The sequence below is a fragment of the Streptomyces sp. NPDC048504 genome (assembly GCF_043200035.1).
GTDB lineage: Bacteria > Actinomycetota > Actinomycetes > Streptomycetales > Streptomycetaceae > Streptomyces.
The window spans coordinates 229,234-253,552 of sequence record NZ_JBICXA010000018.1; the positions used below are offsets into that span (position 1 = coordinate 229,234).

Sequence of the window (24,319 nt, forward strand, 5' to 3'; positions counted from 1 at the left end):
AGTTCCCCGACGGCCCCCGCAAATCAACCCCCGAGCAGCCCCGTAACCTGCCCCACCACCGGCATACTCCCGATCGACTGAGCCTCAGCCACCGGCCCCGTCAACGCCTGCGAGGCCAACGGCTGAAAGTCCGCGAGCTGGGTCGCAACCCCGTTGTCGAGGGGGTCAACACCCGTCCCCGCGAGCGGATTCGGCTTGAGACCGGCAACAGGCCCGGTGACATACCCGACCGTGCCGGTGAGCGCGCCGAGCCCCGCCGCGGGGTCGATCTTGCCCAGAGACGTGGGCCGAGTCCGTACCACGTCAGCCACCGGCGAGGTGTCTGCGGCGGCCGACGCCGCCCCCGCACCGAGGGCGACCCCGGCGGTCGCGAGGGCGACGAGGGCCCGCTGGGCGGTCGGATGCTGGGGGGACGTGTGTCGTGCCATTGCTGGTGCCACCTTCTGGTGCGCAGGGTAATCAGGTCAGCACGAAGGGTAGTTGACGTGTGATGCGCGTTCCACTGGCGACCCGCGGGGTCGGCAGGACGTACGGAATGCGTCAAACTGGTGTCCCGTGAGCATCCTTTCCCCGTCACCGGCCCGTGTCGTGCTGCTGTGCGGCCCCTCGGGTTCCGGCAAGTCCCTCGTCTCCGCCCGGTCCGGCCTGCCCGTGCTGCGGCTCGACGACTTTTACAAAGAGGGCGACGACCCGACGCTGCCGCAGGTGGCGGGGAGTTCGGACATCGACTGGGACCACCCCGACTCCTGGGACGCGGACGTCGCGGTCGCCGCGATCGTCGAACTGTGCCGCACGGGCCGTACGGACGTGCCGGTCTACGACATCTCGCTCAGCGCCCGCACGGGCACGGAGGCGGTCGATGTGGGCCGGACCCCGTTGTTCATAGCGGAGGGCATCTTCGCCGCCGAGGTCATCACCCGGTGCCAGGAGCTGGGCGTCCTCGCGGACGCGCTGTGCCTCAGCCGCGGCCCGATGCGCACCTTCCGGCGCCGCTTCCTGCGGGACCTCAGGGAGGGCCGTAAGTCTGTGCCGTTCCTGTTGCGGCGCGGCTGGCGGCTGATGCGGCTGGAGCGCTCGATCGTGGCCCGGCAGACCGGACTCGGCGCGTACGCCTGCGACAAGGACGAGGCGCTGGGCAGACTCGCGGCGGCGGCGGTCGGCCGGCGCCCGGCTGCGGCTTCCACGCCCGCCCCGACCCCCACCAGCTGAGGGCACAGAAAAAGCGGGACTGGACGGACCCCCCGGCCCTCCAGTCCCGCTCTCCCCGTTCCCCCGTGGTGCTCCCCCGTGTTTCCCCCCATGGTCCCCGTGACCCCGTCGGCACCCCCCGGTACCGATCCCCCGTGGCCCCCCGGACCTCCCCCGTTACCTATTCCCCCCCCCAACCCTCAGGCGACAAGCTCCCCGAAGGCGTCCTCCTCGTCACGGCCGAAGCTGAGGACCTCGTCCTCGCGCATGCGGCGGAGCGACCGCCAGATGCTGGACTTCACCGTGCCGACACTGATGTCGAGGATCTCCGCGATCTCCGGGTCCGTGCGGCCCTCGTAGTAGCGGAGGACCAGCATGGTGCGCTGGAGTTCCGGCAGCCGGGACAGCGCCTGCCACAGGACCGCGCGCAGTTCCGTGCCGCGCATCGCGTCCGTGTCGCCGGGCGTCTCCGGCAGTTCCTCGGTCGGGTACTCGTTCAGCTTGCGGCGGCGCCACGCGCTGATGTGCAGGTTCGTCATGGTGCGGCGGAGGTAGCCCCCGACCGCGGCCTTGTCGCTGATCCGGTCCCACGCCTTGTACGTCGAGAACAGCGCGCTCTGCAGCAGGTCCTCGGCCTCGAAGCGGTCACCGGTCAGGTGGTACGCGGTGGCGTACAGGGAGGCGCGGCGCTCCTGGACGTAGGCGGTGAACTCCGCCTCCGACAGCGAGCGACGCTCCCCCGTGTCCTCCCTGTACGCGCTTCCCCCGTGCGCTTCCCCCGTGTGTGCGTCAACCACCGTCATGTAACCGGTGTGCTGACGCCCGGCACCGCGAACGCACCCCCGCCCGCTCACGGCACCGGACTTCTCTGAACCCCGGGTGACATCGTGCAGACGCGTGATGACTGCGTTGTTGCTGGTGCTGTGCAGCGTGTTCATCTCGCGCCCCCCGTAGTGGACTTGCCCGGTGTTCGGATGTTCCGGCTCGGTTCCCTCGTGGTTCCTTGCCTGTGCCGAAAATCCTGCCGGGGGCACTTCATGGACGTGTCCCCCGACTGTCACAGACCTGTCACAGGGGTCGGTCTCAGTAGCCTGCCTCAGAAAACGGACAGTCCGGTCACAGAAAAGGGCGCTACAGGTGCGCGCACACACCTGCGAAAGCTACGTACACGTACAGGTGTCGAAACCCCGGCCCGCCATGGGCCAGAATGAGCCCCGTGCCTTCCCTGTTGCTGATCGAGGACGACGACGCCATCCGGACGGCCCTGGAGCTCTCGCTGACGCGCCAGGGACACCGGGTAGCCACCGCTGCCAGCGGCGAGGACGGTCTGAAGCTGTTGCGTGAGCAGCGGCCGGACCTGATCGTGCTGGATGTGATGCTGCCCGGCATCGACGGTTTCGAGGTGTGCCGTCGTATCCGGCGCACGGACCAGCTGCCGATCATTCTGCTCACCGCGCGCAGCGACGACATCGACATCGTCGTCGGACTGGAGTCCGGCGCCGACGACTACGTGGTCAAACCCGTGCAGGGGCGCGTGCTCGACGCCCGGATCCGGGCCGTGCTGCGGCGCGGGGAGCGAGAAGCCAACGACGCGGCGACGTTCGGCTCGCTGGTGATCGACCGGGCCGCGATGACCGTCACGAAGAACGGCGAGGACCTCCAACTCACGCCCACCGAGCTGCGGTTGCTCCTGGAGCTGAGCCGGCGGCCCGGACAGGCCCTGTCCCGGCAGCAGTTGCTGCGGCTGGTGTGGGAGCACGACTACCTCGGTGACTCGCGCCTGGTGGACGCCTGTGTCCAGCGGCTGCGCGCCAAGGTCGAGGACATCCCGTCGTCCCCGACGCTCATCCGTACCGTGCGCGGCGTCGGCTACCGCCTGGACTCGCCTCAGTGACCGACGCACCAGGGGGGATCCGCGGCTGGCGCCCGGGTCGTAAGGGAGTTCTGTGGCGGCTGCGGTTCACCAGCCTGCGCCTCAGGCTGGTCGTGGTCTTCGGTCTCGTCGCGCTGACCGCCGCCGTGTCCGCGTCCGGCATCGCGTACTGGCTCAACCGCGAGGCGGTCCTCACCCGCGCCCAGGACGCCGTCCTGCGCGACTTCCGCCAGGAGATGCAGAACCGCGCCGGCGCCCTGCCCGTCCACCCCACGCAGGACGAACTGATGCGCACGGCGGGCCAGATGGCCAACAGCAGCCAGCGCTTCAGCGTCCTGCTCGTCGGGGAGGACGCCAACGACAAGACGGTCTACGGCAACTCGGGCGGCCTGAACGGCTTTTCGCTGGAGGACGTGCCCAAGTCGCTGCGGACGGCGGTGAACAAGCAGCAGTCGGTGTCCGACGGCAACAAGGAGCCGTACCACCTGTACTGGCAGCGGGTCACCGAGCACGGCACGCCGTATCTGGTGGCCGGGACCCGGATGATCGGCGGCGGGCCGACCGGCTACATGCTCAAGTCCCTTGAGCCGGAGGCGAAGGACCTCAACTCCCTTGCCTGGTCGCTGGGTATCGCGACCGGGCTCGCGCTGATCGGTTCCGCGCTGCTCGCGCAGGCCGCCGCGACGACCGTCCTCAAGCCCGTGCACCGGCTCGGCATCGCCGCGCGCCGGCTCGGCGAGGGCAAGCTCGACACCCGGCTGCGGGTCTCCGGCACCGATGAACTCGCCGAGCTGTCACGGACGTTCAACCAGACCGCCGAGGCGCTGGAGAAGCGGGTCGCCGACATGGCCGCCCGGGACGACGCCTCGCGCCGGTTCGTCGCCGACATGTCGCACGAGCTGCGCACCCCGCTGACCGCGATCACGGCGGTGGTGGAGGTGCTCGAAGAGGAACTCGACGCCGAGACCGGCAGCGTGGACCCGATGATCGAGCCCGCCGTACGCCTCGTCGTCAGCGAGACCAAGCGGCTCGGCGACCTCGTCGAGAACCTGATGGAGGTCACCCGCTTCGACGCGGGCACCGCCAGGCTGGTCCTGGACGACGTCGACCTCGCCGACCAGATCACCGCGTGCATCGACGCCCGCGCCTGGCTGGACGCCGTGGACCTGGACGCCGAGCGGGGCATCCACTCGCGGCTCGACCCGCGCCGCCTCGACGTCATCCTCGCCAACCTCATCGGCAACGCCCTCAAGCACGGCGGCTCGCCGGTCCGGGTCTCGGTCCGGCTGGAGGACGACGACCTCGTCATCGCGGTCCGCGACCACGGGCCCGGCATCCCCGAGGACGTCCTGCCGCACGTCTTCGACCGCTTCTACAAGGCGAGCGCCTCCCGGCCCCGCTCCGAGGGCAGCGGCCTCGGCCTCTCCATCGCCCTGGAGAACGCCCACATCCACGGCGGCGAGATCACCGCCGCCAACTCCCCCGACGGCGGCGCGGTGTTCACCCTGCGGCTGCCCCGGGACGCCTCCACGCTCACGGAGGAGACCGACAAGGGCGAGGGCGACGGCCCTGACGGATCGGTCGGCTCCGAGGGGAACGCGCGATGACCGTACGACAGTTGACGGCCCGGCCCGGGGAACGAGGCGTCGCCGTACGCCGGTTGATGGCTCTCCCCCTGCTCGCGCTGCTGCTGACGGGGTGCGGGATCCGGGCCACGGAGGTGCCGACCGACTTCGGGCCCGCGCCCTCGATGGTGCCCTGCACGCTCACCGAGCCGGACGTGTCGCCGCAGGCCGCGCGCGGGGTGCCGGTGCAGGTGTTCCTGCTGTGCGGGTCGTCGCTGGTGACCGTCGACCGGGCCGTACAGGTGCCGGACGGCACCGCGGACGTGCAGCGGCGCGTGATCGTGGCCCAGGGGCTGCTGGACCAGCTCGCGCAGTCGCCGTCGCCGGGCGAGAAGGACGCCCGGTACACGACCGACGTGCGCGGCGGCATGACGGTCAGCGGGCCGCGCCCCAAGGACCCCAAGGACGCGCTGCGGCTGAGCAATGCACCGGCCGATCTCACGTCGTACGCGCTCGCCCAGATCGTCTGTACGTTCTCCGACTCGGCCGCGGCCGAGGGCGACGGCTCCGTGATCCTCGGCGGCCCGGACGGCTCGCCGCTGCGCCGCTACGAGTGCACGGACGACGTCCGCTCCGACCCGGGCACCAAGGCACCGCCGTCCAGCGAGGTGACGGGCGGCTGAAGCCGCGTGCGCCCCGGGGGCGAACGAGGCGCGAAAAGGGGCGTGTGGCGCATGCCTCACCCTGGTGCTCGGTGCCTACCCGGAACCGATCGTGCCGGAGAGGGCGTCTTGTGGGGCGTGCAGCGTCAAGGCTCCATCGGCGGCAGCGCCGCGATTCGCATCCGTGTGGCAGGAGGTGTCCTCCTCGTCGCACATCTCGTGCTCGTCGCCTGGGTCACGCTGCGTCCCCGGGACGTCCCCTGGGTGATGCCCCCGAACCTGCACCCGCTGGCCAGCATCAGAGCCGACCTGGCCATGGGCTGGCCGGAGGCGTCGAAGCGGATCGGCGAGGGCCTCGCGCTGCTGGCCCCGCTGGGCGTCCTGCTCCCGATGGTCAGCGGCAGGCTCCATGTCTCCCCGCTCGCGTCCTTCATCCGTACGGTCGCCGCGGGCGCCCTGATCTCCCTGGGCATCGAACTGCTGCAGACCGGGGTACCGGGCCAGGTGGTGGACATCGACTCCCTCCTGATGAACACGGTGGGAGTCGCCCTCGCGCACGCCGCGATCGTCCCGGCGGCCCGCTCCTGGCTCCGCCGCAGGACCGAGAGCCGACGGCCCCTGACCGTCCTCCAGGAGGAACCGGCTCAGGGACGGACCCCGACGATTCCCAGGGTCGGCATCGCACCGTAGAGCGACGCCGGGCGGGCCGCGGCTCCGTACGGTTGAAGGCAGATGGGGCAACCACACGGGGGGCCTCGGACAGCCGCTCGCGAAGGAGCAAACAATGACCGCCATTGCCCGCCCCACCCAAGGCCGCATGATCGGCGGAGTGTGCGCAGCGCTGGCGCGGCGCTTCGGTACCTCCGCGACCACGATGCGGGTGATCTTCCTGGTCTCCTGCCTGCTGCCCGGCCCGCAGTTCCTGCTCTACATCGCGCTGTGGATCCTGTTCCCCTCCGAGGACAAGGTCCGCACCCAGGCCTGGTAGGACCCGGCGCACGTACGCCGATGGGGCGCACCCTCGTCCAGGGTGCGCCCCATCGGCGCGTTCAGGGGTGGGCTCAGCCCAGCGGGATGCCGTTCAGCGGCAGGCCGTGCGTGGGCAGGCCCGTGTTCGACAGCGGCAGACCGCCCAGCAGCCCGGCGACGGGCGCGGTCGGACCGTCGGACAGCACCTTCTCGGCGGCCGGCTGCACGGCGGACAGACCACCCGCGAGCGCGGGCTGCGCCTGGCTCAGCGCCTCGCCGGCACCCGGCAGCGCCTTGGCGACGTTCTCCGCGGGCAGCGTGTGGGTCACGGTGCCCAGCGCCTGGGTGGCGTCCGGAACCGCCGGGGCGGCGCTCGCGGCACCCGCGCCTACGGCGGCGAAAGCGGCACCGAGGGCGGCGACACCGAGGGTCTTGGCAGCAGACTGCTTCATGGTGAATGCGTCCTTGAATGGGATGACGGGGATGTGAGCGGTCCACGACCGTAAACACGCGAAGGCACCCGCCGCAAACATCGAAATGCGGACGGATTGTGAACGCCCGCCCGCATTCCGGTCCCGCCCCTCAGCCCCGCTCAGCCCTCATCTGCCGTAGAACCGCTGGTGGAAGCGGTCTGCCGGAACAGCCATTCGGATTTCAGCTCGGCATATCCGGGCTTGATCACGTCATTGATCATGGCAAGTCGTTCATCGAAAGGAATGAATGCTGACTTCATAGCATTGACGGAGAACCACTGCATGTCGTCGAGCGAATAACCGAACGCCTCGACAAGGTGCTCGAATTCCTTGCTCATGCTGGTGTGGGACATCAATCTGTTGTCCGTGTTGACCGTGGCGCGAAAATGCAGCCGGCGCAGCAGCCCGATCGGGTGCTCGGCATAGGAGTCGGCGGCCCCGGTCTGGAGGTTGGAGCTGGGGCACAGCTCCAGCGGGATGCGCTTGTCCCGTACGTACGACGCGAGCCGGCCGAGCTCGACCGAACCGTCCTCCTTGACCTGGATGTCGTCGATGATGCGCACCCCGTGCCCGAGCCGGTCGGCGCCGCACCACTGCAGCGCCTGCCAGATCGACGGCAGCCCGAAGGCCTCACCGGCGTGGATCGTGAAGTGGTTGTTCTCGCGCTTCAGATACTCGAAGGCGTCCAGGTGCCGGGTGGGCGGGAACCCGGCCTCCGCACCCGCGATGTCGAAGCCGACGACGCCCAAGTCGCGGTAACGGTTGGCGAGTTCGGCGATCTCCAGGGACCGGGCCGCGTGCCGCATCGCGGTGAGCAGCGCCCCGACGCGAATCCGCCGCCCGCTCTCCCGCGCGAGCGACTCCCCTTGCCGGAAGCCCTCGTTGACGGCCTCGACGACCTCTTCGAGGCTGAGCCCGCCGTCGAGATGCTGCTCGGGCGCGTACCGCACCTCCGCGTAGACGACGCCGTCCTCGGCGAGGTCCTCGGCGCACTCACGGGCCACCCGGATCAGCGCGTCCCGGGTCTGCATCACGGCGACCGTGTGCGAGAAGGTCTCCAAGTACCGCTCCAGCGAACCGGAGTCGGCGGCCTCGGCGAACCACACGCCGAGCTTGTCCGGGTCGGTCTCGGGGAGTCCGGTGTACCCGGCGTCCCGGGCGAGTTCGACGATCGTCCCCGGGCGGAGACCGCCGTCGAGGTGGTCGTGCAGCAGAACCTTCGGCGCCCGGCGGATCTGGTCCGGCGTCGGGGTGTTCGGGGTGCTCTGGCTCGTCATTTCCGCACTCTAACTCCTACGCGCGTAGATCACCCGTTGTACGAATCCGTCGATACGTAACGGTGACCGCGCGGAAGGATGGCGTACACGCTCACTTCTGACACTGTTCTGTCATGGCACAGCAAGCGACGCCGGTCAGGACGGCCCGGCTGGGGAGAGCGCTCGGTCCCGAACCGACCTCGGTGAGCGGCGTGGTGCTGCTGCTCCCCGGCGGCGAGGAGGTGTCCAGCCGTAGGCCCTCCCCCATGTTGGCGACGGCCTCCGTACGGGCGTTGGGCCGCCGGCTGGCCCGCGCGGGCGCCGGTGACGGGCTCGCCGCGCATGTCGTCCACTACCGCCATCGCGGCTGGAACGGCAGCGAGGCGTCGCTCGCGCACGACGCGGCGTGGGCGGTGGAGGAGGTCGTACGGCGGTACGGGGACGTGCCCGTGTGTCTCACCGGGATCGACATGGGCGCCCGCGCGGCGTTGCGCTCCGCGGGGCACGAGGCGGTGAACTCCGTTGTGGCGCTGGCTCCTTGGCTGCCGGAACAGGATGTGGCCGCGCCGCCCGAACCGGTGAAGCAGCTGGCGGGGCGGCGGGTGTTGATCGTGCACGGCACGAACGACGAACGGACCGATCCTGAGTTGTCGTTCCGGTTGGCGGCTCGGGCGAAGAAGGCCAACCGGGACATCTGTCGGTTCGAAGTGCACTCTGACGGGCACGGGTTGCATCAGCATCGGCAGGAAGTGCAGGCGTTGGCCGAGGACTTCGTGATGGGGGCGTTGTTCGGGCGTTCATTTTCTCGGCCTGTTGAGGATGCGTTGCAGGCTCCGCCGCCGTTGGGGTTGAGGATGCCGTTGGCTGCGGGGTTTGGGCGGTCGCTTCGTAGGGGTTGAGGGTTCGTTGCGGGGTGCGGGTGCGTTGTGGCTGGTCGCGCCCACGCGGCGGAGCCGCAAATTGACACAGCCCCGCGCCTCTTAGCGTGAATACGCCTACGTTGGTAGCAAGTTGCCCTTTCTTGCGAGTAGGAACTGCTTGAAGGCTGCCACCGGCGGAGTGTCTGGGTGGCCGTCCAGCCATGCCACGCCGATCTCCCTGACCGCCCTCGGGGCCGTTACCGTCAGTTCTGCAACTCCTGGGCGGGGGACGGCCGGTGGGGGCAGGAGCGCGACCCCCAGACCCGCCGCCACCAGGCCCCGTAGGGTCTCGGCCTCTTCCCCCTCGAAGGCGACCCGAGGCTTGAAGCCGGCCTCTTTGCAGACGTCGTCCGTGATGCGGCGCAAGCCGTAGCCCGGTTCCAGCGTCACGAAGGTCTCGTCGGCTGCCTCCGCGAGGCGGACCCTCTTCCGCGTCGCCAGGCGGTGGTCGGCGGGGACGACGAGACGGAGTTTCTGTTCGTCGAGGCGGCGGGCGATCAGGTCGGGGGCGTCGGGGACCGGCGAGGTCAGGCAGAGGTCCAGTTCGCCCGCGCGCAGCCGTTCCAGCATGGCCTCGCCGTAGTTCTGGACGAGGCTGAAGCGGACGCGGGGGTGGTCGGCGCGGAAGGCCCGGATGAGGCCGGGGACGGTTTCGGAGCCGAGGGTGTGGAGGAAGCCGAAGGCGACCTTGCCGGTGGCGGGGTCGGCGTCGGCGCGGACCTCGTCGGCGGCCTTCTCGATCTCGGCGAGGGCGCGGTCGACCGAGGTGAGGAAGGTGCGGCCGGCCGGGGTCAGTGACACCGTGCGGCCTCTGCGGGCGAACAGGTCCACGCCCAGGTCCTGTTCGAGGCGGACCATCGCCCGCGACAGGGTGGACTGCGGGACCTGCATCTCCTGCGCGGCCCGCGTGACGTGCTCGGTGCGGGCGACGCCGGCGAAGTACGCGAGGCGGGGCGCGAGCAGCGCGACGATGTCTTCTGTGTCACCGGACGGTGACAGGTGAGCCTGTGAGCTGTACTGATGCGCCATGGGAACGATTATGGCGTTTCCGTGCATTGGACGGATCAGCGGGCGTCTACGTACCTTCGAAGCATGCCTTCCGCCGATACCGGGGCGTCCACGGTCGTGGCCGCCACCAGCCCTGTCCCCGACTCCGACGCACGGCTGACGCCGGGTGGTCCCGGCTATCGCCGGATGAGCTTCGCGCTGTTCCTCGCGGGCGTGGCGACCTTCGCGCTCCTCTACTCCACGCAGGCCCTGCTGCCGCTGATCTCCTCCGGTTTCGCGGTGTCGGCCAGTGCGGCGAGCTGGACGGTGGCGGCCGCGACGGGTGGGCTCGCGTTGTTCGTCCTGCCGATGAGCGCGCTGTCGGAGCGTTTTGGACGTCGTACGGTCATGACGGCGTCGTTGGTGGTCGCGGTGAGCCTCGGGGTGCTGGTCCCGTTCGCGCCGTCGCTGGGCGCGCTGGTGGCGCTGCGGTTCCTCCAGGGGGCCGCGCTGGCCGGGCTGCCTGCCTCCGCGACGGCGTATCTGGCGGAGGAGGTCCGGCCGAAGGCGCTGGTCACGGCGATCGGCCTGTTCGTGGCCGGCAACAGCGTCGGCGGGATGAGCGGCCGGGTCATCACCGGGTGGGTCGCGCAGGAGTGGGGCTGGCGGGTGGCTGTCGGGGTGATCGGGCTGATCGCGGTCGGCTGCGCCGTCGCCTTCCGGCTGCTGCTCCCCGCCCCGCAGCACTTCACGCCGGGCTCGCTGCGCCCGCGCGTCCTGGCCCGCACGGTCCGCGACCACCTCGCGAACCCGCTGCTGTGCCGGCTGTACGCGATCGGCGCGCTGTTCATGACGGTCTTCGGCGGCGTGTACACGGTCATCGGCTACCGCCTCACCGAAGCCCCCTTCTCCCTCCCCCAGGGCATCATCGGCTCGATCTTCCTCGTGTATCTGGTGGGGACCGTGTCGGCGTCCACGGCGGGGCGGCTGGTGGGCCGGCTGGGGCGCCGGGGGGCCTTGTACCTGGCGGGCGGTACGACGGCTGCGGGTCTGCTGGTCTCCCTCGCCGACGCGCTCCCGCTCGTACTGCTGGGCCTGGTCCTCATCACGGCGGGCTTCTTCGCGGGGCACGCGGTCGCGTCCTCGGCGGTCAGCAAGACGGCGACGACCGGGCGCGCGCAGGCCTCCGCTCTCTACCAGTCCGCCTACTACATCGGCTCCAGCACCGGCAGTACGGTCGGCGCGATGGCGTTCCATGCGGAGGGCTGGGCCGGGACGGTGGGTGTGGGGGTTCTGGCGGTGGCGGGGGTCGTGACGATCACTGTGCTGGGGTCGCGGGCGGCGCGGACGCAGCAGGGGCTGGCGTCGATGAGCCCGTCCGGCGCTTGAGGGCGACGCCCACACCCATACCGGCCGACCTGTAATCGCCCTGACCTGCGCGTTCATCCACTTCCCGCGCCATTGTCAGTGGGCTGCGCTACGTTGCGGGGTAAGGGAAGAACGGCCACAGGGGTGGGTGGGCGAGACCATGAGTGACAGCGTTGTGACTACGACGGACGACCTCGATGTCAGGCTGGAGAAGCACCGTGTCGAGCTGACCGGGTACTGCTACCGCATGCTCGGCTCCTCCTTCGAGGCCGAGGACGCCGTTCAGGACACGATGGTCCGCGCGTGGCGGAACTACGAGAAGTTCGAGGGGCGGTCCAGTCTCCGTTCGTGGCTGTACCGGATCGCCACGAACGTCTGCCTGGACATGCTGTCCGCCGGCAACAAGCGGGCGCGGCCCGTCGATCTCAGCGACTCCACCCCCCTCGCCCAGGCCGCGCTGTCGCCCCGCGCGGACAACACGTGGCTGGAGCCGATGCCGGACGCGCGCGTGCTGCCGACCGTCGCAGACCCCGCGGAGGCGGCCGTGGCCAAGGAGTCCGTACGGCTCGCGTTCATGGCCGCCCTGCAGCAACTCCCGCCCAAACAACGGGCGGTGCTGATCCTGCGCGAGGTGCTGGCCTGGCGGGCGACCGAGGTGGCCGAGCTGCTCGACACCTCGGTCGCTTCGGTCAACAGCGCGCTGCAGCGGGCCCGGGCGACCCTCGCCGAGCGGGACGACAAGGCGGCCGACGCCGCCGTCTCCGACCCCCTCGACGAGGAGCAGCGCAAGCTTCTTGAGCGCTACGTCGCCGCCTTCGAGGGCTACGACATGGCCGCGCTCACCGCGCTGCTGCACGAGGACGCCGTCATGACGATGCCGCCGTTCGACCTGTGGCTGACCGGCCACGACGACATCACGGGCTTCATGACGACGATCGGTTCCGCCTGCGAGGGCTCTCGCCTGATCCCGGTGCAGGTGAACGGTCTGCCGGGCTTCGCCCAGTACAAGCCGGACCCCGAGACGGGCGGTTACGCGCCCTGGGCGGTCCAGATCCTGGAGATCTCAGACGGCGGGCTCACCGGGTTCCACTTCTTCCTGGACACCAAGCGCTGGTTCCCGCTGTTCGACCTGCCCCTCCATCTCGAAGCGGAGTCCGACGAGGTCGAGGAGGGCGCGTAGTCCGGGGCCGGGGTCGCGGAGCCTGATCCGCCCGCCGGCCCGGCGGGCGGTCAGCGCGAGGCGGGCCAGGAGATCGACAGTGCCGAGCCCCGGTGGTCCCGGTCCCACGATCTCGACCAGGACCACTCCGGCACCGGCCGTCGCCTCCAGCAGTGCCCGTACCTCGGCGCACAGCCCCGCCACCTCGTCACGGGTGACGGGGCGGGCCGGCACGAGTACAGCGGGTGTCTTGGCGTCCACGATCGGTAGACCGGGTGGGCGGTCGTAACTCATCGGGGGCGACCGCCTAGGTTTGCTGTATGCCCCACGGATCAGCCCCGCCCTGGATACCCGACGCCCTCTCGCGCGCCGAAGCCGCTGCCGAGGGGGTGCCGTGCAGGGGGTTCTGACCGGGTTCGCGGTCATCGGCGTGGTCATCGCGGTCGGCTATCTGATCGGCCTGCGCGGTTCCCTCGGCGAACACGGGCGGGACGTCCTGACCAAGCTGGCCTTCAACGTCGCGTCCCCGGCACTGCTGTTCACGACCCTCGCGCGGGCCGACCTGTCGGTGATCTTCTCCAGCGGGCTGCTCGTGACGATGCTGAGCACGGCGGCGGTGGCGGGGCTGTTCGTGGCGGTCGGCGCCGTACGGGGCTGGGGTGTCGGCCGTACGACGATCGGGGCGCTCTCTTCGAGTTACGTCAACTCCGGCAACCTCGGTATCCCGATCTCGGTGTACGTCCTGGGCAACGCCTCGCTGGTGGCGCCGGTGATGTTGTTCCAGCTCGTGGTGGTGAGCCCGCTCGCGTTGACGATCCTCGATCTGTCGGGGGCGGGCGAGAAGGGGCCGCTGTGGCTACGGCTGCTCACGCCGCTGCGGAATCCGGTCGCGGTGGGTTCGCTCGCGGGGGTCGCGGTCGCCGCGAGCCGGGTTCATGTGCCGGGCCCGGTGATGGAACCCCTCACCCTGATCGGCAACATGGCTGTGCCGGCGGTGCTGATCGGGTTCGGGATTTCGCTGCGGGGCAGCAAGATGCCGGGGCGGGGGGAGGATCGTCAACCGGTGCTGCTGTCGGTCGCGTTGAAGGTCGTGGGGCAGCCGGTGATCGCGTGGGCGTTGGCGGGGGCGGTGTTCGGCATTCACGGGGCGGCGTTGCTCGACGTGGTGGTGACCTCGGCGTTGCCCGCCGCGCAGAACCTGTACACGTACGCGAGCCGGTACGGGGTGGGTGAGGGATTGGCCCGGGACTCGATCCTGCTGTCCACGGTGTTGTCGGTGCCGGTGTTGGTGGGGATTGCCGCGCTGCTCGGGTAGGTGCGGTCGTCGTTTGTCCGCGGGTGCGTTGTGGCTGGTCGCGCCCACGCGGCGGAGCCGCAAGTCGATACGGCCCGGCGCCCCTGAACGCGCGTCGAGGGTGTGGTCGGCTGTCGTCGCAGCCTGCCGTCCGTCCGGCGAGGTTGAGGCCGTGGAGGCGGGCGAAGACGTGCTCGACGCGGGCGCGGACTTGGTTGTGCGAGCGGTTGTGCTCCTGCTTCCACTCGGGCAACTCCCCGCCCGGGGGCGGCGGTGGGCATGAGGAGTCCGGTGCCCGGACAGCCGCCGTCAGGGTCTTGACCACAGCGGCCTTCGCGCCGGATTCCTCCCACGCCTCGCTCCGGTTTTGATGGTCGGCTGACGTTGGAAATTCACATCTGTACGACGACCTTGCCCTTGGCGCGGCCCTGTTCGATGTACGCGAACGCATCGGCGATCCGCTCGAACGGGAAGACCCGGTCGGTCACCGGCTTCAGCTCCCCCTTGTCGACCAGGCCGGCCAGCAGACCGAGGTCCGCTCCGCTGGGATGCATGAACAGGAACCGGTAGCCGACGCCCTTTCGCCGCGCCTGGCGGCGGATCTTCACGCTCATTGCCCACAGGACGGCAGCCATCAGTGCGCCCTTGTCCATGTCCCTGGCGGTGGCCGGCTCGGGGACTCCCGCGACGGAGACCGTTTTGGCTCCCGGCCTGAGGATGGCGAAGGCGTCCGGCAGATCCTGACCGCCGGTCAGGTCGAATGCGGCGTCGTAGTCACTCAGGACGTCCTTGAACTTCTGCTTCTGGTAGTCGATGACCGTCGTGGCCCCGAGGGAGCGCACCAGCTCCTCGCCCCTGGAGGACGCGGTGGTGGCCACCTGCGCCCCCATCCAGACGGCCAGCTGGATGGCGAGGGTCCCGACGCCCCCGGCTCCGCCGGAGATGAACACCTTCTCGCCCGCGGTGAGGCCCAGCTCGTCGCGCAACGCCTGCAGCGCGGTCAGCCCGGCCAGCGGCAGCCCGGCCGCATCGGCGAAGTCCAGCGACTCGGGCATCTTCGCCACCAGGCTCTCGTGGACGACGGCATAGGTGGCATAGGCGCCCAGCTTCTTCTTGTCCACCCTCGCGAAAACCCGGTCCCCGGGCGTGAAGCGAGTGATGCCGGGGCCGACCGCCTCGACCGTCCCAGCGAGTTCGCTGCCCGCCACCTGGGGCAGTTCGAAAGGGGTCACCATCCTCAGCTTGCCCTGGCGAATCCCGTAGTCGACGGGGTTCAGTCCGGCAGCCCGTACCCGGATGAGCACTTCTCCCTCGCTCGCCGTCGGCTCGGGGACATCCCGCAGTTCCATCGCGCTCGCGTCCCCGTATCGGGTCAGTACGTATGCCTGCATATCCGGTACCTGCTCTCGCTGCCTGGCCGAATTAGGTTACTTAGTTGATTTAATGGTCATGGGTCGAAGACCCTCAGAAGGTGAGGGCGATCTTCCCGATCTTGCCGCCGCCGGCGAAATGGGCGTACGCGTCGGCGACCTGGTCCAGCGGGTAGGCGGCGGCGAGCGGCACCCGAAGACGCCCCGCGCTCACGTTCGGCAGTACGTACCGTTCGATCTGACGTGCCAGCAGCGCCTTTTCCTCCGGCGAGCGGGTGCGCAGGTTGGTACCTGCGATCGTGGCGCGCCGGTACAGCAGTTCGATCAGGTTGAGTTCGGCGGCGAAGCCGCCACCGACTCCGATCACGACGATGCGGCCGCCGACGGCCAGCGACCGCAGGTCCGTCGGGATGTTGGGGCCGCCGACGAGTTCGAGGATCACGTCGTAGGAGCCGCCCGGTGCGCATTCCTCCGGAGCGATCACGTTCGCGCCGAGCGCGGCCACGGCGGAACGGGCGTCGGGATCGCGGACCGTGGCGGTCACCCGCGCTCCGAGTGCGACGGCGAGCTGGACGGCGGCGGTGCCCACGCCTCCGGCCGCGCCGTGCACCAGCAGATGCTCGCCGGTCCGCAGCTTCACCTGATGGAACAGGGCGTCGTAGGCGGTGGAGAACACCTCGGGGAACGCGCCGTCGTGCGGGCTGTCGAGTGCTTCGGGAACGGGCATCAGCTGACGCTCGGGGACGACGGCGAGTTCCGCCTGCCCGGCGCCTGCGACCAGGGCCATCACCGGGTCCCCGACGGCGAATCGGGTCACGCCGGGCCCGGTCGCGGCGACCTCGCCGGCCAGCTCAAGGCCCGGAATGTCGTCCGGGACGCCGGAGCCGGGCGGCGGCGGGTAGAGGCCGAGCAGCTGCGCCTGGTCGGCGCCGTTGAGCCCGGCGGCGTGGACGCGGACGAGGACCTGTCCGGCGCCCGGCTCGGGATCAGGATGTTCGGCGACGACGATCTTCCCGTCGCGGATGGTGGCGGCACGCATGACGGTCTCCGGATTCGGCGGGTGTATACACTGCTCACATCACCGTACGAGGAGGATGTGAGCAGTGTCAACTTCGGAGAAGCCCCGGTATCACCACGGCGATCTGCACGCGGCTCTGCTCAGCGCTGCCACGGACCTGTTGGAGGAGGACGGCGCCGGCCTGTCGCTGCGCGCGGTCGCCCGCCGCGCCGGCGTCTCGCCGACCGCGCCGTACCGGCACTTCGCGGACAAGGAAGCACTGGAGAACGAACTCGCGGCCCAGGGCTTCGCCGACCTCCAGCAGCGCCTGGGCGCCACCGGCTCGCAGCCGGTCGCCCTGGACCGCCTCGCGCTGATCGCCGTCAGCTACGTCCGATTCGCCCTGGACCGGCCCGCCCTTTTCCGGCTGATGTTCGGCACCCCCTGCACAAACACGCAGGACGCGCGGACCGCCGCCGCGGCAAAGCTCCACGAATTCGTCATGGCCGGCGTGAACGAGGCGTTCCCGCAGGCCGACGCCGAGGCTCTGGCCACGGCCTGCTGGTCGCTGGTCCACGGCCTCGCGTTCCTGCACCTGGACGGCAAGCTCCCGTCGTCGAACCCGGCGGAGGTCGACGCCCGCGTGATCGCTGCGATCACCGCGATCCTCACCCTGCGACCGAAGACCTGACGGCAAGCCGCTGTCGATCCACGAACGAACGGACCAGCGGATTCGTATCGCCCTCACGCCAGGCCGTCGCCACACGGCTCGGCGGCCCCTCAGGTCTCCGGAGACAACGTGCGGAACATGCCTCGCGGTCTCACTCCACCCGAGCAATGACTTGAAGCGAAAGGGGCCGGAACCCGAAGGCCCAGCCCCTCCCCGCACCCCGAACCACCGGTCAGGCGATGCGCTCCAGCACCACCGGCGAAGCCGTGAACTTGGTTCCCTCAGTACCGATGTCGTAGGAGCCCTCCACCGCCTCCAGGGCGTACTCGAAGCGTTCGGGGGTGTCCGTGTGCAGGGTCAGCAGGGGCTGGCCCGCCGTCACCACGTCTCCCGGCTTGGCGTGCATCTCGACTCCCGCGCCTGCCTGGACCGGGTCCTCCTTGCGCGCACGCCCCGCGCCGAGGCGCCAGGCCGCGATGCCGATGTCGTAGGCGTCCAGGCGGGTCAGGACGCCCGACGTCGAGGCCGTCACCACGTGTTGCTCGCGTGCCACCGGCAGTTCCGCGTCCGGGTCTCCGCCCTGGGCCGCGATCATCCGGCGCCAGACGTCCATCGCGGAACCGTCGGCCAGGGCCTTCGCCGGGTCGGCGTCCTTGATGCCGGCCGCGTCGAGCATCTCGCGGGCCAGGGCGATCGTCAGCTCGACGACGTCCGAGGGGCCGCCGCCCGCCAACACCTCGACGGATTCCCGGACTTCGAGGGCGTTGCCGGCCGTCAGGCCCAGCGGGGTCGACATGTCCGTCAGCAGCGCCACCGTCTTCACGCCGTGGTCCGTGCCCAACCCGACCATCGTGGACGCCAGTTCACGCGCGTCCTCGATCGTCTTCATGAACGCGCCCGTGCCGACCTTCACGTCCAGGACCAGCGAGCCCGTGCCCTCGGCGATCTTCTTCGACATGATCGAGGAGGCGATCAGCGGGATCGCCTCGACCGTGCCCGTGACGTCCCGGAGTGCGTACAGCTTCTTGTCCGCCGGAGCCAGGCCGTCGCCCGCCGCGCAGATCACCGCACCGGTCGTGTCCAGCACGTGCAGCATCTCCTCGTTGGAGAGCAGGGCGCGCCAGCCGGGGATCGACTCCAGCTTGTCGAGGGTGCCGCCGGTGTGGCCGAGGCCTCGGCCGGAGAGCTGGGGGACGGCCGCGCCGCAGGCCGCCACGAGGGGCGCCAGGGGCAGCGTGATCTTGTCCCCCACGCCACCCGTCGAGTGCTTGTCGGCCGTCGGGCGGGAGAGGGACGAGAAGTCCATGCGCTCGCCGGAGGCGATCATCGCGGCGGTCCAGGTGGCGATCTCGCGGCGGTTCATGCCGTTGAGGAGGATCGCCATGTTGAGGGCGGCCATCTGGTAGTCGGCCACGTCCCCGCGGGTGTACGCGTCGATGACCCAGTCGATCTGCTCGTCGCTCAGTTCACCGCGGTCCCGCTTGGTGCGGATGACGGAGATGGCATCCATCGAGACTTGCGCCATGGCTGGGGTTTCCTTCCGAACGTTCAGAAATGCGCGGCCCCCCTGAGTCGTGGTTGCCAACTCAGAGGGGCCGCACGGGAGTTATCTGGTGAGATGGTCCGGCCCGAAGGCCTGCGGGAGCATCTCCGAGAGCGGCAGGATGCCCGCCGGTGTCTCCACCAGCAGGCCGGGGCCGCCGAACTCGTACAGCAGCTGGCGGCAGCGGCCGCACGGGACGAGGATGTCGCCCTTGCCGTCGACGCACGTGAAGTGCGTCAGCCGGCCGCCGCCGGTGCGCTGGAGGTCGGAGACCAGCCCGCACTCGGCGCACAGGCCGAGGCCGTACGACGCGTTCTCCACGTTGCAGCCGGAGACCGTGCGGCCGTCGTCGACCCGGGCGGCGACCCCTACGGGATAGCCCGAGTACGGCGCGTACGCGTGGGACATCGCCTCCCGCGCCTCCGCGCGCAGCTCGTCCCAGTCGACGGCCGACTCGGCGGCGGGCGAGGTCACTTGCCCTGTCCCTTCCGGTACGGCAGGCCGTCCGCCTTCGGCATCCGCAGGTGCTGCGCGGACAGCGAGAGCACCAGCAGGGTGACGATGTAGGGGCTGGCGCCGACCAGTTGGGTCGGGACGGAGTCGGTGGTGGCGTACCAGACGAACATCAGGGCCGCGATGGCGGCGGTGATGCCTGCGGGGACGTACCGCTTCTTCCAGACCAGGTAGGCGACGCCCGCGACCAGCAGGAAGCCGAGCAGCAGGATCAGGGCGTGCACGTTGGTGGAGCCGCCGCGCAGGTTGAGGCTGTCGGTGTAGCCGAACAGGCCCGCGCCGAGGGCGAGTCCGCCCGGCATCCAGTTGCCGAAGATCATCGAGGCAAGGCCGATGTAGCCGCGGCCGCCGGTCTGGCCGTCGAGGTAGACGTTGGACGCGACGATCGACAGGAAGGCGCCGCCGAGGCCGGCGAAGCCGCCGGAGATGATCACGGCGATGTACTTGTACTTGTAGACGTTGACGCCGAGGGACTCGGCGGCCACCGGGTTCTCACCGCAGGAGCGGAGGCGGAGGCCGAAGGCGGTGCGCCACAGGACCCACCAGGTGGCCGGTACGAGGGCCACCGCGATGACGGTGAGCGGGGAGAGGTCGGTGATCAGACCGCCGATCAGGCCCGCGATGTCCGAGATCAGGAACCAGTGCTTCCCGTTCAGGGTGTTCAGCCAGCTCGACAGTCCCGGGATGTCGAAGGTGCCGAGCGAGTCGATCGGCGGGGACTGCTTGGCGGAGCCCTGCTCGGTGTTGGCGAAGGTGAACTTCGACAGATAGCGGGTGGTGCCGAGCGCCAGGATGTTGATGGCGACACCGGAGACGATGTGGTTGACGTTGAACGTCACCGTGGCGATGGCGTGCAGCAGCGCGCCGAGGCAGCCGCCGATGATGCCGAAGACGACACCGGTCCACGGGCCCCACTGGTAGCCGGCCCAGGCGCCGAACCAGGTGCCGAGGATCATCATGCCTTCGAGGCCGATGTTGACGACGCCCGCGCGCTCGGCCCAGAGGCCGCCGAGACCGGCGAGGCCGATCGGCACCGCCGCGCGGAGGGCCGTGGACATCTGGCCGGTTGACGTGATGCCGTCGGCGCCCGTGATGAGGCGGACGATCGACGTGAGGATGAGCGCGCCCGCGATGATCAGCAGGAGCACGGGGAGCGAGAAACGGCGGCCGCCCTTGCCGGGCTGCTGCGCCTGCGGCTTGGCGATGGTCGCGGTACTCATCGGGCCGCCACCTCCTTCTTCTCGGAGTTGTTGCGGGCGGCCGCGGCGAGTTCCTCACCGACGAGCTTCTGCTGGCGGCGCAGGCCCCAGGTGCGGACGACCTCGTACGAGATGACGACCGCGAAGACGATCAGGCCCTGCATGATCGTCGCGATCTCCTTCTGGTACGCCACCGGAGTCGCGTAGTCCAGGGCGGGCGACGCCTTGTCGAGGAAGGCCCAGAGGAGGGCCGCGAGGGCGATGCCGCCCGGGTTGTTGCGGCCGAGGAGGGCGATGCCGATGGCGGTGAAGCCGAGGCCCTCGGGGAAGGTGAGGCTGTAGGTGTGGCTGTCGCCGAGCAGCAGCGGCAGACCGGCGAGGCCGGCGACACCGCCGGAGATCAGCATCGCGGTGAGGGTCATGCGCTTGGCGTCGACGCCGGAGGCCGCGGCGGCGGACTCGGACTCGCCGGTGGCGCGCAGGTCGAAGCCGAAGCGGGTGCGGTTGAGGACGAGCCAGTACAGGACGCCCATGATCACGGCGAGGAAGACCAGGCCGTAGATCTCGCCGACGTCCGAGCCCAGGTCGATGCCCGGGATCCAGCCGGACTTCTTCATGATGCCGGTCGTCATGTTGTTGCCGACCTGCACGCCCCATGTGTTGGTCTGCGTGAGGTAGAGGATCAGGCTGGTGGCGATCGCGTTGAGCATGATCGTGGCGACGACCTCGCTGACCCCGCGGGTGACCTTGAGGACACCCGCGATCCCGGCCCAGAAGGCGCCGGTGAGGACGGCGACCAGGAGCAGCAGCGGCACCTGGAGGACGGCCGGCAGGCCCACGTGCGCGCCGACGACCGCGGTCATCACGGCGCCGAGGCGGTACTGGCCGTCGACGCCGATGTTGAACAGGTTCATCCGGAAGCCGAGGGCGACCGCAAGGGCGGCGATGTAGTACATCGACGCCTGGTTGATGATCAGCACCTGGACGTCGGAGTACCCGATCTGCTGGAGCATCAGGTTGTACGGCTCAATCGGGTTCTTGCCCGAGGCGAGCAGCACGACCGAGGTCAGCAGGATCGCCGCGACAAGCGCCATGACCGGGCCGGCCACGGCGAGGAGCACGCGCTCCTTGTCGAACTTCTTCATCGGGCCTCGTCCTCCGGGGCGGTGTCGTCGGCGCCGTCTTCTGCGGACTCTTCGACGTGTTCGAGGTGACCGGACGCGGCGCCGGTCATGGCCGAGCCGAGCTCCTCCGGTGTGACGGTGGCCGGGTCGGCGTCGGCGACCAGCCTGCCGTCGTAGATCACGCGCAGGGTGTCCGACAGGCCGATCAGCTCGTCCAGGTCGGCGGAGATCAGCAGCACGGCCAGGCCCTCGCGGCGGGCCTCGCGGATCTGGTCCCAGATCGCGGCCTGCGCGCCGACGTCCACTCCGCGGGTGGGGTGGGCGGCGATCAGGAACTTCGGCTTGTGGCTCATCTCGCGGCCGACGATCAGCTTCTGCTGGTTGCCGCCGGAGAGGGAGGCGGCGGTGACGTCGATGCCGGGGGTGCGGACGTCGTACGCCTCGACGATCCGGCGGGTGTCGGCCTGCGCGCCCTTGATGTCCAGCCAGACGCCCTTGGAGTTGGGCTTCTCGGTGACGTGGCCGAGGATGCGGTTCTCCCACAGCGGGGCTTCCAGGAGGAGGCCGTGGCGGTGGCGGTCCTCCGGGATGTAGCCGATGCCCTTCTCGCGGCGCTTGCGGGTGGCCCACGGCGTGATGTCGTCGCCGAGGAAGCCGATGGTGCCGGAGTCGGCGTTCTTCAGACCGATCAGCGCGTCGATGAGCTCGGTCTGGCCGTTGCCCTCGACGCCGGCGATGCCCATGACCTCACCGGCGTGGATGGTGAAGGTGACGTCGTCGAGGACGCGTTTGGCGTCGCCGCCGACCGCGAGATCACCGACCAGTCCACCGCCCACGGGCTCGGACTCGGCGCCGAGGGAGGCGCCGGCGGCGTAGACGGTGAGGCCCTCGACCTCGATGACGGGCTGGTCGGTGACCGTGGACTCCGCCGTCTCGGGGGTGGGGAGTTCGCTGCCGACCATCATCTCGGCGAGCTGGCGGGGGGTCGTCGCGGAGGGGACGGCCGTGCCGACGGTCGTGCCGCGCCGGATGACCGTGATCTCGTCGGCGACCGAGAGGACCTCGCCGAGCTTGTGCGAGATGAAGATGACGGCGAGGCCCTCGGACTTCAGCTCGCGCAGGTTGCTGAAGAGGGCGTCGACCTCCTGCGGCACCAGGACGGCGGTGGGCTCGTCCAGGATCAGGGTGCGGGCGCCGCGGTAGAGGACCTTGAGGATCTCGACGCGCTGGCGCTCGGCGACGCCGAGGCTCTCGACGAGAAGGTCCGGGCGGACGTTCAGGCCGTAGCGGTCGGAGATCTCCTTGATCTTCTTGCGGGCGCCGCCGCCGATGCCGTGCAGCTTCTCGCTGCCCAGGACGACGTTCTCCAGGACGGTGAGGTTGTCGGCGAGCATGAAGTGCTGGTGGACCATGCCGATGCCGCGGGCGATGGCGTCGGCGGGCGACGAGAAGGTGACGTGCTCACCGTCGACGGCGATGGTGCCCTCGTCCGGCTTCTGCATGCCGTAGAGGATCTTCATCAGAGTCGACTTGCCGGCGCCGTTCTCGCCGACGAGGGCGTGCACGGTGCCTTTTCGGACACTGAAGCGGATGTCGCTGTTGGCGACGACACCCGGGAATCGCTTGGTGATCCCCACCAGCTCGACCGCGATCGTCGACTGATCGCCGAGTGGAGGGTTGCTGGACGCGTCGATGGCGAACTCTCCTCGTGGAAAGGGGCCTCTCTACGCGCGTAGCGCCCCTGCTTTAAATAGTGCCCGGACCTGATCGTCTTCTGTCTGGCATCCGATCCGTTCCGAGCATTCTGCCGCGCGAACGGGGCGGGCGTCCCTGCCATCGATCTCCCGTCGTCCGCCCGGAGGGCGGGCCGCGCGGCGTCTGGTGCGTGCGATCGCAAGGCGCCGAGGCGCCCTCGTGGCGGAGCCACGTGGGCGTTTCGGCAACGCAGCGAGCGTGCGTGCCAGACGCCGCGCGGCAGACGGGAGATCGACGGCAGGGACGCGAGGAGACATCCTCCCCACACCCCGTTCCGTGGCCGTAACGCTGTCATTACAGCGCTCTTTTGGCCATGGTCGTGACTGGCCTGGAACCAAGGTTCAGGAGGTCTTGACCTTGATCGAGCCGTCCTTGATGCCCGCCTCGGCCTTCTTGAGGGCGGCCTGCAGGGTGGCGTTGTTCTTGAAGGCCGGGTTGGAGTCGGCCAGGCCCACCGCGCCGTTGCTCAGCGAGCCGCGGATCTCGCCGTTCAGCGGCTTCTTGTCCTTGATGACGGACTTGGAGAGGTCGTAGACCGCGCCCGCGACGTTCTTCAGGGCCGAGGTGAGGATGTACGGCTTGTACTTGGCCAGCGCGGCCTGGTTGTACTGGTCGGAGTCGACACCGATCGCCCACACCTTGTGCGCGGCGGCGGACTTGATGACGCCCTGGCCGGAGAGACCGGCGGCCGCGTAGACGACGTCCGCGCCGGCCTCGATCTGACCGTCGGCTGCGGCCTCGCCCTTGTCGGGGCTGGAGAAGCCACCCTGCGCGGCGGTCTGGGTCAGGTACTGCGCCTTGACCGTGACGCCCTTCTTGGTGTCCTTGACGCCCTGCTCGAAGCCCGCCTCGAACTTGTGGATCAGCGGGACGTCCACGCCGCCGATGAAGCCGACGGTGTTCGACTTCGTGGTCAGCGCGGCGGTGACGCCGGCCAGGTACGAGGACTGCTCCTCGTGGAACACCATGTCGGCGACGTTGGCGGCCGTGATGGTGTTGTCGTCGATGATGCCGAAGGTGATCTTCGGGAACTTCGCGGCGGCTTCCTTGACGGCGGGGGCGTAGGCGAAGCCGACACCGATCACCGGGTTATAGCCGGACCTGGCGAGGGTCTCCAGGCGCTGCACCTTGTCCGCGTCGGACTCGTTGTCCTGCGGCTCGACGTCGCGGCCGCTGACGCCGAAGTCCTTCTCGGCCTTCACGAGACCCGCGTAGGCGGCGTCGTTGAAGGACTGGTCACCCTTGCCGCCGACGTCGTAGGCGAGACCAATACCCTTGGACGTGCCGGAACTGCTGCTGCTGGAGCTTGACTCGCTGGACGAGCTGCCGCAGGCGGAGACGGTTACTGCAAGAGCTGCGGTTGCAACGCCTGCAACCGCGATTCGGGACACCCGGCGCATGGAACGAGACTCCTTCGTGCAAGCGCCCAAACCA

25 protein-coding genes and 1 pseudogene are annotated in these 24,319 nt (G+C 69.8%); 11 read left to right on the forward strand and 15 right to left on the reverse strand.

The features are described 5' to 3' along the window. Positions 1 to 23 precede the first annotated feature (23 nt). Complete coding sequence (locus tag ACGFY9_RS37525) at positions 24 to 428, reverse strand: hypothetical protein (protein WP_393761824.1); 405 nt, start codon at positions 426 to 428, stop codon at positions 24 to 26. A 127-nt stretch (positions 429 to 555) separates the two neighbouring features. Here ACGFY9_RS37525 and ACGFY9_RS37530 point away from each other — a divergent pair, with 127 nt between their 5' ends. Then, positions 556 to 1,209: a uridine kinase gene (locus tag ACGFY9_RS37530; protein WP_393761826.1), complete on the forward strand. Its 654-nt coding sequence runs from the start codon at positions 556 to 558 to the stop codon at positions 1,207 to 1,209. 179 nt (positions 1,210 to 1,388) lie between these two features. On the opposite strand, the gene ACGFY9_RS37535 is transcribed toward ACGFY9_RS37530, so the two are convergent. Next, positions 1,389 to 2,126: a SigE family RNA polymerase sigma factor gene (locus ACGFY9_RS37535; RefSeq protein WP_393761828.1), complete on the reverse strand. Its 738-nt coding sequence runs from the start codon at positions 2,124 to 2,126 to the stop codon at positions 1,389 to 1,391. Between the two features lie 278 nt (positions 2,127 to 2,404). Between ACGFY9_RS37535 and afsQ1 the strand changes: the two genes are divergently transcribed. The 5 genes from afsQ1 to ACGFY9_RS37560 all read left to right on the forward strand — a co-directional run bounded on the left by afsQ1 (position 2,405) and on the right by ACGFY9_RS37560 (position 6,276). Beyond that, entirely contained in the window at positions 2,405 to 3,082 is a 678-nt protein-coding gene (afsQ1, locus tag ACGFY9_RS37540; protein ID WP_033280216.1) for a two-component system response regulator AfsQ1, read from the forward strand. Continuing rightward, positions 3,079 to 4,668 (forward strand): ATP-binding protein, encoded by a 1,590-nt coding sequence (locus ACGFY9_RS37545; protein WP_393761830.1) that lies wholly within the window; start codon positions 3,079 to 3,081, stop codon positions 4,666 to 4,668. The genes afsQ1 and ACGFY9_RS37545 overlap by 4 nt, the downstream gene beginning before the upstream one ends. Next, entirely contained in the window at positions 4,665 to 5,309 is a 645-nt protein-coding gene (locus ACGFY9_RS37550) for a hypothetical protein (protein ID WP_393761832.1), read from the forward strand. The genes ACGFY9_RS37545 and ACGFY9_RS37550 overlap by 4 nt, the downstream gene beginning before the upstream one ends. A 117-nt stretch (positions 5,310 to 5,426) precedes the next feature. Further along, the gene (locus tag ACGFY9_RS37555; RefSeq protein WP_393761834.1) at positions 5,427 to 5,978 is read left to right on the forward strand and encodes a VanZ family protein; all 552 of its coding nucleotides are present in this window, start codon (positions 5,427 to 5,429) and stop codon (positions 5,976 to 5,978) included. A 94-nt stretch (positions 5,979 to 6,072) separates the two neighbouring features. Then, positions 6,073 to 6,276 (forward strand): PspC domain-containing protein, encoded by a 204-nt coding sequence (locus ACGFY9_RS37560; protein WP_393761836.1) that lies wholly within the window; start codon positions 6,073 to 6,075, stop codon positions 6,274 to 6,276. Positions 6,277 to 6,349: 73 nt separating this feature from the next. On the opposite strand, the gene ACGFY9_RS37565 is transcribed toward ACGFY9_RS37560, so the two are convergent. Both ACGFY9_RS37565 and ACGFY9_RS37570 read right to left on the reverse strand, forming a co-directional pair. After that, positions 6,350 to 6,709 carry an ATP-binding protein gene (locus ACGFY9_RS37565; RefSeq protein ID WP_393761838.1) on the reverse strand — a complete coding sequence of 120 codons (360 nt, stop codon included), beginning with the start codon at positions 6,707 to 6,709 and terminating at the stop codon, positions 6,350 to 6,352. A 140-nt stretch (positions 6,710 to 6,849) separates the two neighbouring features. Then, a complete protein-coding gene (locus ACGFY9_RS37570; RefSeq protein WP_393761840.1) occupies positions 6,850 to 8,007 on the reverse strand; it encodes an adenosine deaminase in 1,158 nt (385 codons plus the stop codon). A gap of 113 nt (positions 8,008 to 8,120) precedes the next feature. On the opposite strand from ACGFY9_RS37570, the gene ACGFY9_RS37575 reads away from it, so the two are divergent. Next, positions 8,121 to 8,885 (forward strand): prolyl oligopeptidase family serine peptidase, encoded by a 765-nt coding sequence (locus tag ACGFY9_RS37575; RefSeq protein WP_393761842.1) that lies wholly within the window; start codon positions 8,121 to 8,123, stop codon positions 8,883 to 8,885. A 96-nt stretch (positions 8,886 to 8,981) separates the two neighbouring features. Here ACGFY9_RS37575 and ACGFY9_RS37580 read toward each other — a convergent pair whose 3' ends face one another. Further along, positions 8,982 to 9,935 carry a LysR family transcriptional regulator gene (locus ACGFY9_RS37580; protein ID WP_393761844.1) on the reverse strand — a complete coding sequence of 318 codons (954 nt, stop codon included), beginning with the start codon at positions 9,933 to 9,935 and terminating at the stop codon, positions 8,982 to 8,984. A gap of 63 nt (positions 9,936 to 9,998) precedes the next feature. On the opposite strand from ACGFY9_RS37580, the gene ACGFY9_RS37585 reads away from it, so the two are divergent. Beyond that, positions 9,999 to 11,282, forward strand: a complete 1,284-nt coding sequence (locus ACGFY9_RS37585) for an MFS transporter (RefSeq protein ID WP_393761846.1) — start codon at positions 9,999 to 10,001, stop codon at positions 11,280 to 11,282. Positions 11,283 to 11,421: 139 nt separating this feature from the next. After that, positions 11,422 to 12,441 carry a sigma-70 family RNA polymerase sigma factor gene (locus ACGFY9_RS37590; protein WP_393761848.1) on the forward strand — a complete coding sequence of 340 codons (1,020 nt, stop codon included), beginning with the start codon at positions 11,422 to 11,424 and terminating at the stop codon, positions 12,439 to 12,441. Here ACGFY9_RS37590 and ACGFY9_RS37595 read toward each other — a convergent pair. Then, positions 12,325 to 12,714: a hypothetical protein gene (locus tag ACGFY9_RS37595; RefSeq protein WP_393761850.1), complete on the reverse strand. Its 390-nt coding sequence runs from the start codon at positions 12,712 to 12,714 to the stop codon at positions 12,325 to 12,327. The two genes, ACGFY9_RS37590 and ACGFY9_RS37595, sit on opposite strands and share 117 nt — an antisense overlap. A 100-nt stretch (positions 12,715 to 12,814) precedes the next feature. Between ACGFY9_RS37595 and ACGFY9_RS37600 the strand changes: the two genes are divergently transcribed. Continuing rightward, the gene (locus ACGFY9_RS37600) at positions 12,815 to 13,735 is read left to right on the forward strand and encodes an AEC family transporter (RefSeq protein WP_393761851.1); all 921 of its coding nucleotides are present in this window, start codon (positions 12,815 to 12,817) and stop codon (positions 13,733 to 13,735) included. A 154-nt stretch (positions 13,736 to 13,889) separates the two neighbouring features. On the opposite strand, the pseudogene ACGFY9_RS37605 reads toward ACGFY9_RS37600, so the two are convergent. From ACGFY9_RS37605 to ACGFY9_RS37615, 3 genes and pseudogenes are all read right to left on the reverse strand, one after another. After that, positions 13,890 to 14,075 (reverse strand): annotated as a pseudogene (locus ACGFY9_RS37605) (IS5/IS1182 family transposase); the annotation flags it as partial. 31 nt (positions 14,076 to 14,106) lie between these two features. Next, positions 14,107 to 15,105, reverse strand: coding sequence for an NADP-dependent oxidoreductase (locus ACGFY9_RS37610; protein WP_393761853.1), 999 nt, complete (start codon positions 15,103 to 15,105; stop codon positions 14,107 to 14,109). A gap of 73 nt (positions 15,106 to 15,178) precedes the next feature. After that, positions 15,179 to 16,123, reverse strand: coding sequence for a zinc-binding dehydrogenase (locus ACGFY9_RS37615; RefSeq protein ID WP_393761855.1), 945 nt, complete (start codon positions 16,121 to 16,123; stop codon positions 15,179 to 15,181). A 64-nt stretch (positions 16,124 to 16,187) separates the two neighbouring features. Between ACGFY9_RS37615 and ACGFY9_RS37620 the strand changes: the two genes are divergently transcribed. Continuing rightward, positions 16,188 to 16,772, forward strand: coding sequence for a TetR/AcrR family transcriptional regulator (locus ACGFY9_RS37620; RefSeq protein WP_393761856.1), 585 nt, complete (start codon positions 16,188 to 16,190; stop codon positions 16,770 to 16,772). Positions 16,773 to 16,983: 211 nt separating this feature from the next. Here ACGFY9_RS37620 and ACGFY9_RS37625 read toward each other — a convergent pair whose 3' ends face one another. The 6 genes from ACGFY9_RS37625 to ACGFY9_RS37650 all read right to left on the reverse strand — a co-directional run bounded on the left by ACGFY9_RS37625 (position 16,984) and on the right by ACGFY9_RS37650 (position 24,285). Next, entirely contained in the window at positions 16,984 to 18,261 is a 1,278-nt protein-coding gene (locus ACGFY9_RS37625) for a thymidine phosphorylase (RefSeq protein WP_393761922.1), read from the reverse strand. A 96-nt stretch (positions 18,262 to 18,357) separates the two neighbouring features. Beyond that, entirely contained in the window at positions 18,358 to 18,768 is a 411-nt protein-coding gene (locus ACGFY9_RS37630) for a cytidine deaminase (RefSeq protein WP_393761858.1), read from the reverse strand. Next, a complete protein-coding gene (locus ACGFY9_RS37635) occupies positions 18,765 to 20,027 on the reverse strand; it encodes an ABC transporter permease (protein WP_393761860.1) in 1,263 nt (420 codons plus the stop codon). Before ACGFY9_RS37635 ends, ACGFY9_RS37630 begins: the two co-directional genes overlap by 4 nt. Next, a complete protein-coding gene (locus ACGFY9_RS37640; protein ID WP_393761862.1) occupies positions 20,024 to 21,151 on the reverse strand; it encodes an ABC transporter permease in 1,128 nt (375 codons plus the stop codon). Before ACGFY9_RS37640 ends, ACGFY9_RS37635 begins: the two co-directional genes overlap by 4 nt. After that, positions 21,148 to 22,824 (reverse strand): ABC transporter ATP-binding protein, encoded by a 1,677-nt coding sequence (locus ACGFY9_RS37645; protein WP_393761924.1) that lies wholly within the window; start codon positions 22,822 to 22,824, stop codon positions 21,148 to 21,150. The genes ACGFY9_RS37640 and ACGFY9_RS37645 overlap by 4 nt, the downstream gene beginning before the upstream one ends. Before the next feature lie 402 nt (positions 22,825 to 23,226). After that, complete coding sequence (locus ACGFY9_RS37650) at positions 23,227 to 24,285, reverse strand: BMP family protein (RefSeq protein WP_393761864.1); 1,059 nt, start codon at positions 24,283 to 24,285, stop codon at positions 23,227 to 23,229. Between the last annotated feature and the right edge of the window lie 34 nt (positions 24,286 to 24,319).

Coding starts and splice junctions, on each gene's coding strand:
- ACGFY9_RS37525 (WP_393761824.1), bottom strand. CDS start 428: ATGGCACGACACACGTCCCCCCAGCATCCGACCGCCCAGCGGGCCCTC.
- ACGFY9_RS37535 (WP_393761828.1), bottom strand. CDS start 2,126: ATGAACACGCTGCACAGCACCAGCAACAACGCAGTCATCACGCGTCTG.
- ACGFY9_RS37550 (WP_393761832.1), top strand. CDS start 4,665: ATGACCGTACGACAGTTGACGGCCCGGCCCGGGGAACGAGGCGTCGCC.
- ACGFY9_RS37560 (WP_393761836.1), top strand. CDS start 6,073: ATGACCGCCATTGCCCGCCCCACCCAAGGCCGCATGATCGGCGGAGTG.
- ACGFY9_RS37565 (WP_393761838.1), bottom strand. CDS start 6,709: ATGAAGCAGTCTGCTGCCAAGACCCTCGGTGTCGCCGCCCTCGGTGCC.
- ACGFY9_RS37570 (WP_393761840.1), bottom strand. CDS start 8,007: ATGACGAGCCAGAGCACCCCGAACACCCCGACGCCGGACCAGATCCGC.
- ACGFY9_RS37575 (WP_393761842.1), top strand. CDS start 8,121: ATGGCACAGCAAGCGACGCCGGTCAGGACGGCCCGGCTGGGGAGAGCG.
- ACGFY9_RS37580 (WP_393761844.1), bottom strand. CDS start 9,935: ATGGCGCATCAGTACAGCTCACAGGCTCACCTGTCACCGTCCGGTGAC.
- ACGFY9_RS37585 (WP_393761846.1), top strand. CDS start 9,999: ATGCCTTCCGCCGATACCGGGGCGTCCACGGTCGTGGCCGCCACCAGC.
- ACGFY9_RS37590 (WP_393761848.1), top strand. CDS start 11,422: ATGAGTGACAGCGTTGTGACTACGACGGACGACCTCGATGTCAGGCTG.
- ACGFY9_RS37595 (WP_393761850.1), bottom strand. CDS start 12,714: ATGAGTTACGACCGCCCACCCGGTCTACCGATCGTGGACGCCAAGACA.
- ACGFY9_RS37610 (WP_393761853.1), bottom strand. CDS start 15,105: ATGCAGGCATACGTACTGACCCGATACGGGGACGCGAGCGCGATGGAA.
- ACGFY9_RS37615 (WP_393761855.1), bottom strand. CDS start 16,123: ATGCGTGCCGCCACCATCCGCGACGGGAAGATCGTCGTCGCCGAACAT.
- ACGFY9_RS37625 (WP_393761922.1), bottom strand. CDS start 18,261: ATGGATGCCATCTCCGTCATCCGCACCAAGCGGGACCGCGGTGAACTG.
- ACGFY9_RS37635 (WP_393761860.1), bottom strand. CDS start 20,027: ATGAGTACCGCGACCATCGCCAAGCCGCAGGCGCAGCAGCCCGGCAAG.
- ACGFY9_RS37640 (WP_393761862.1), bottom strand. CDS start 21,151: ATGAAGAAGTTCGACAAGGAGCGCGTGCTCCTCGCCGTGGCCGGCCCG.
- ACGFY9_RS37650 (WP_393761864.1), bottom strand. CDS start 24,285: ATGCGCCGGGTGTCCCGAATCGCGGTTGCAGGCGTTGCAACCGCAGCT.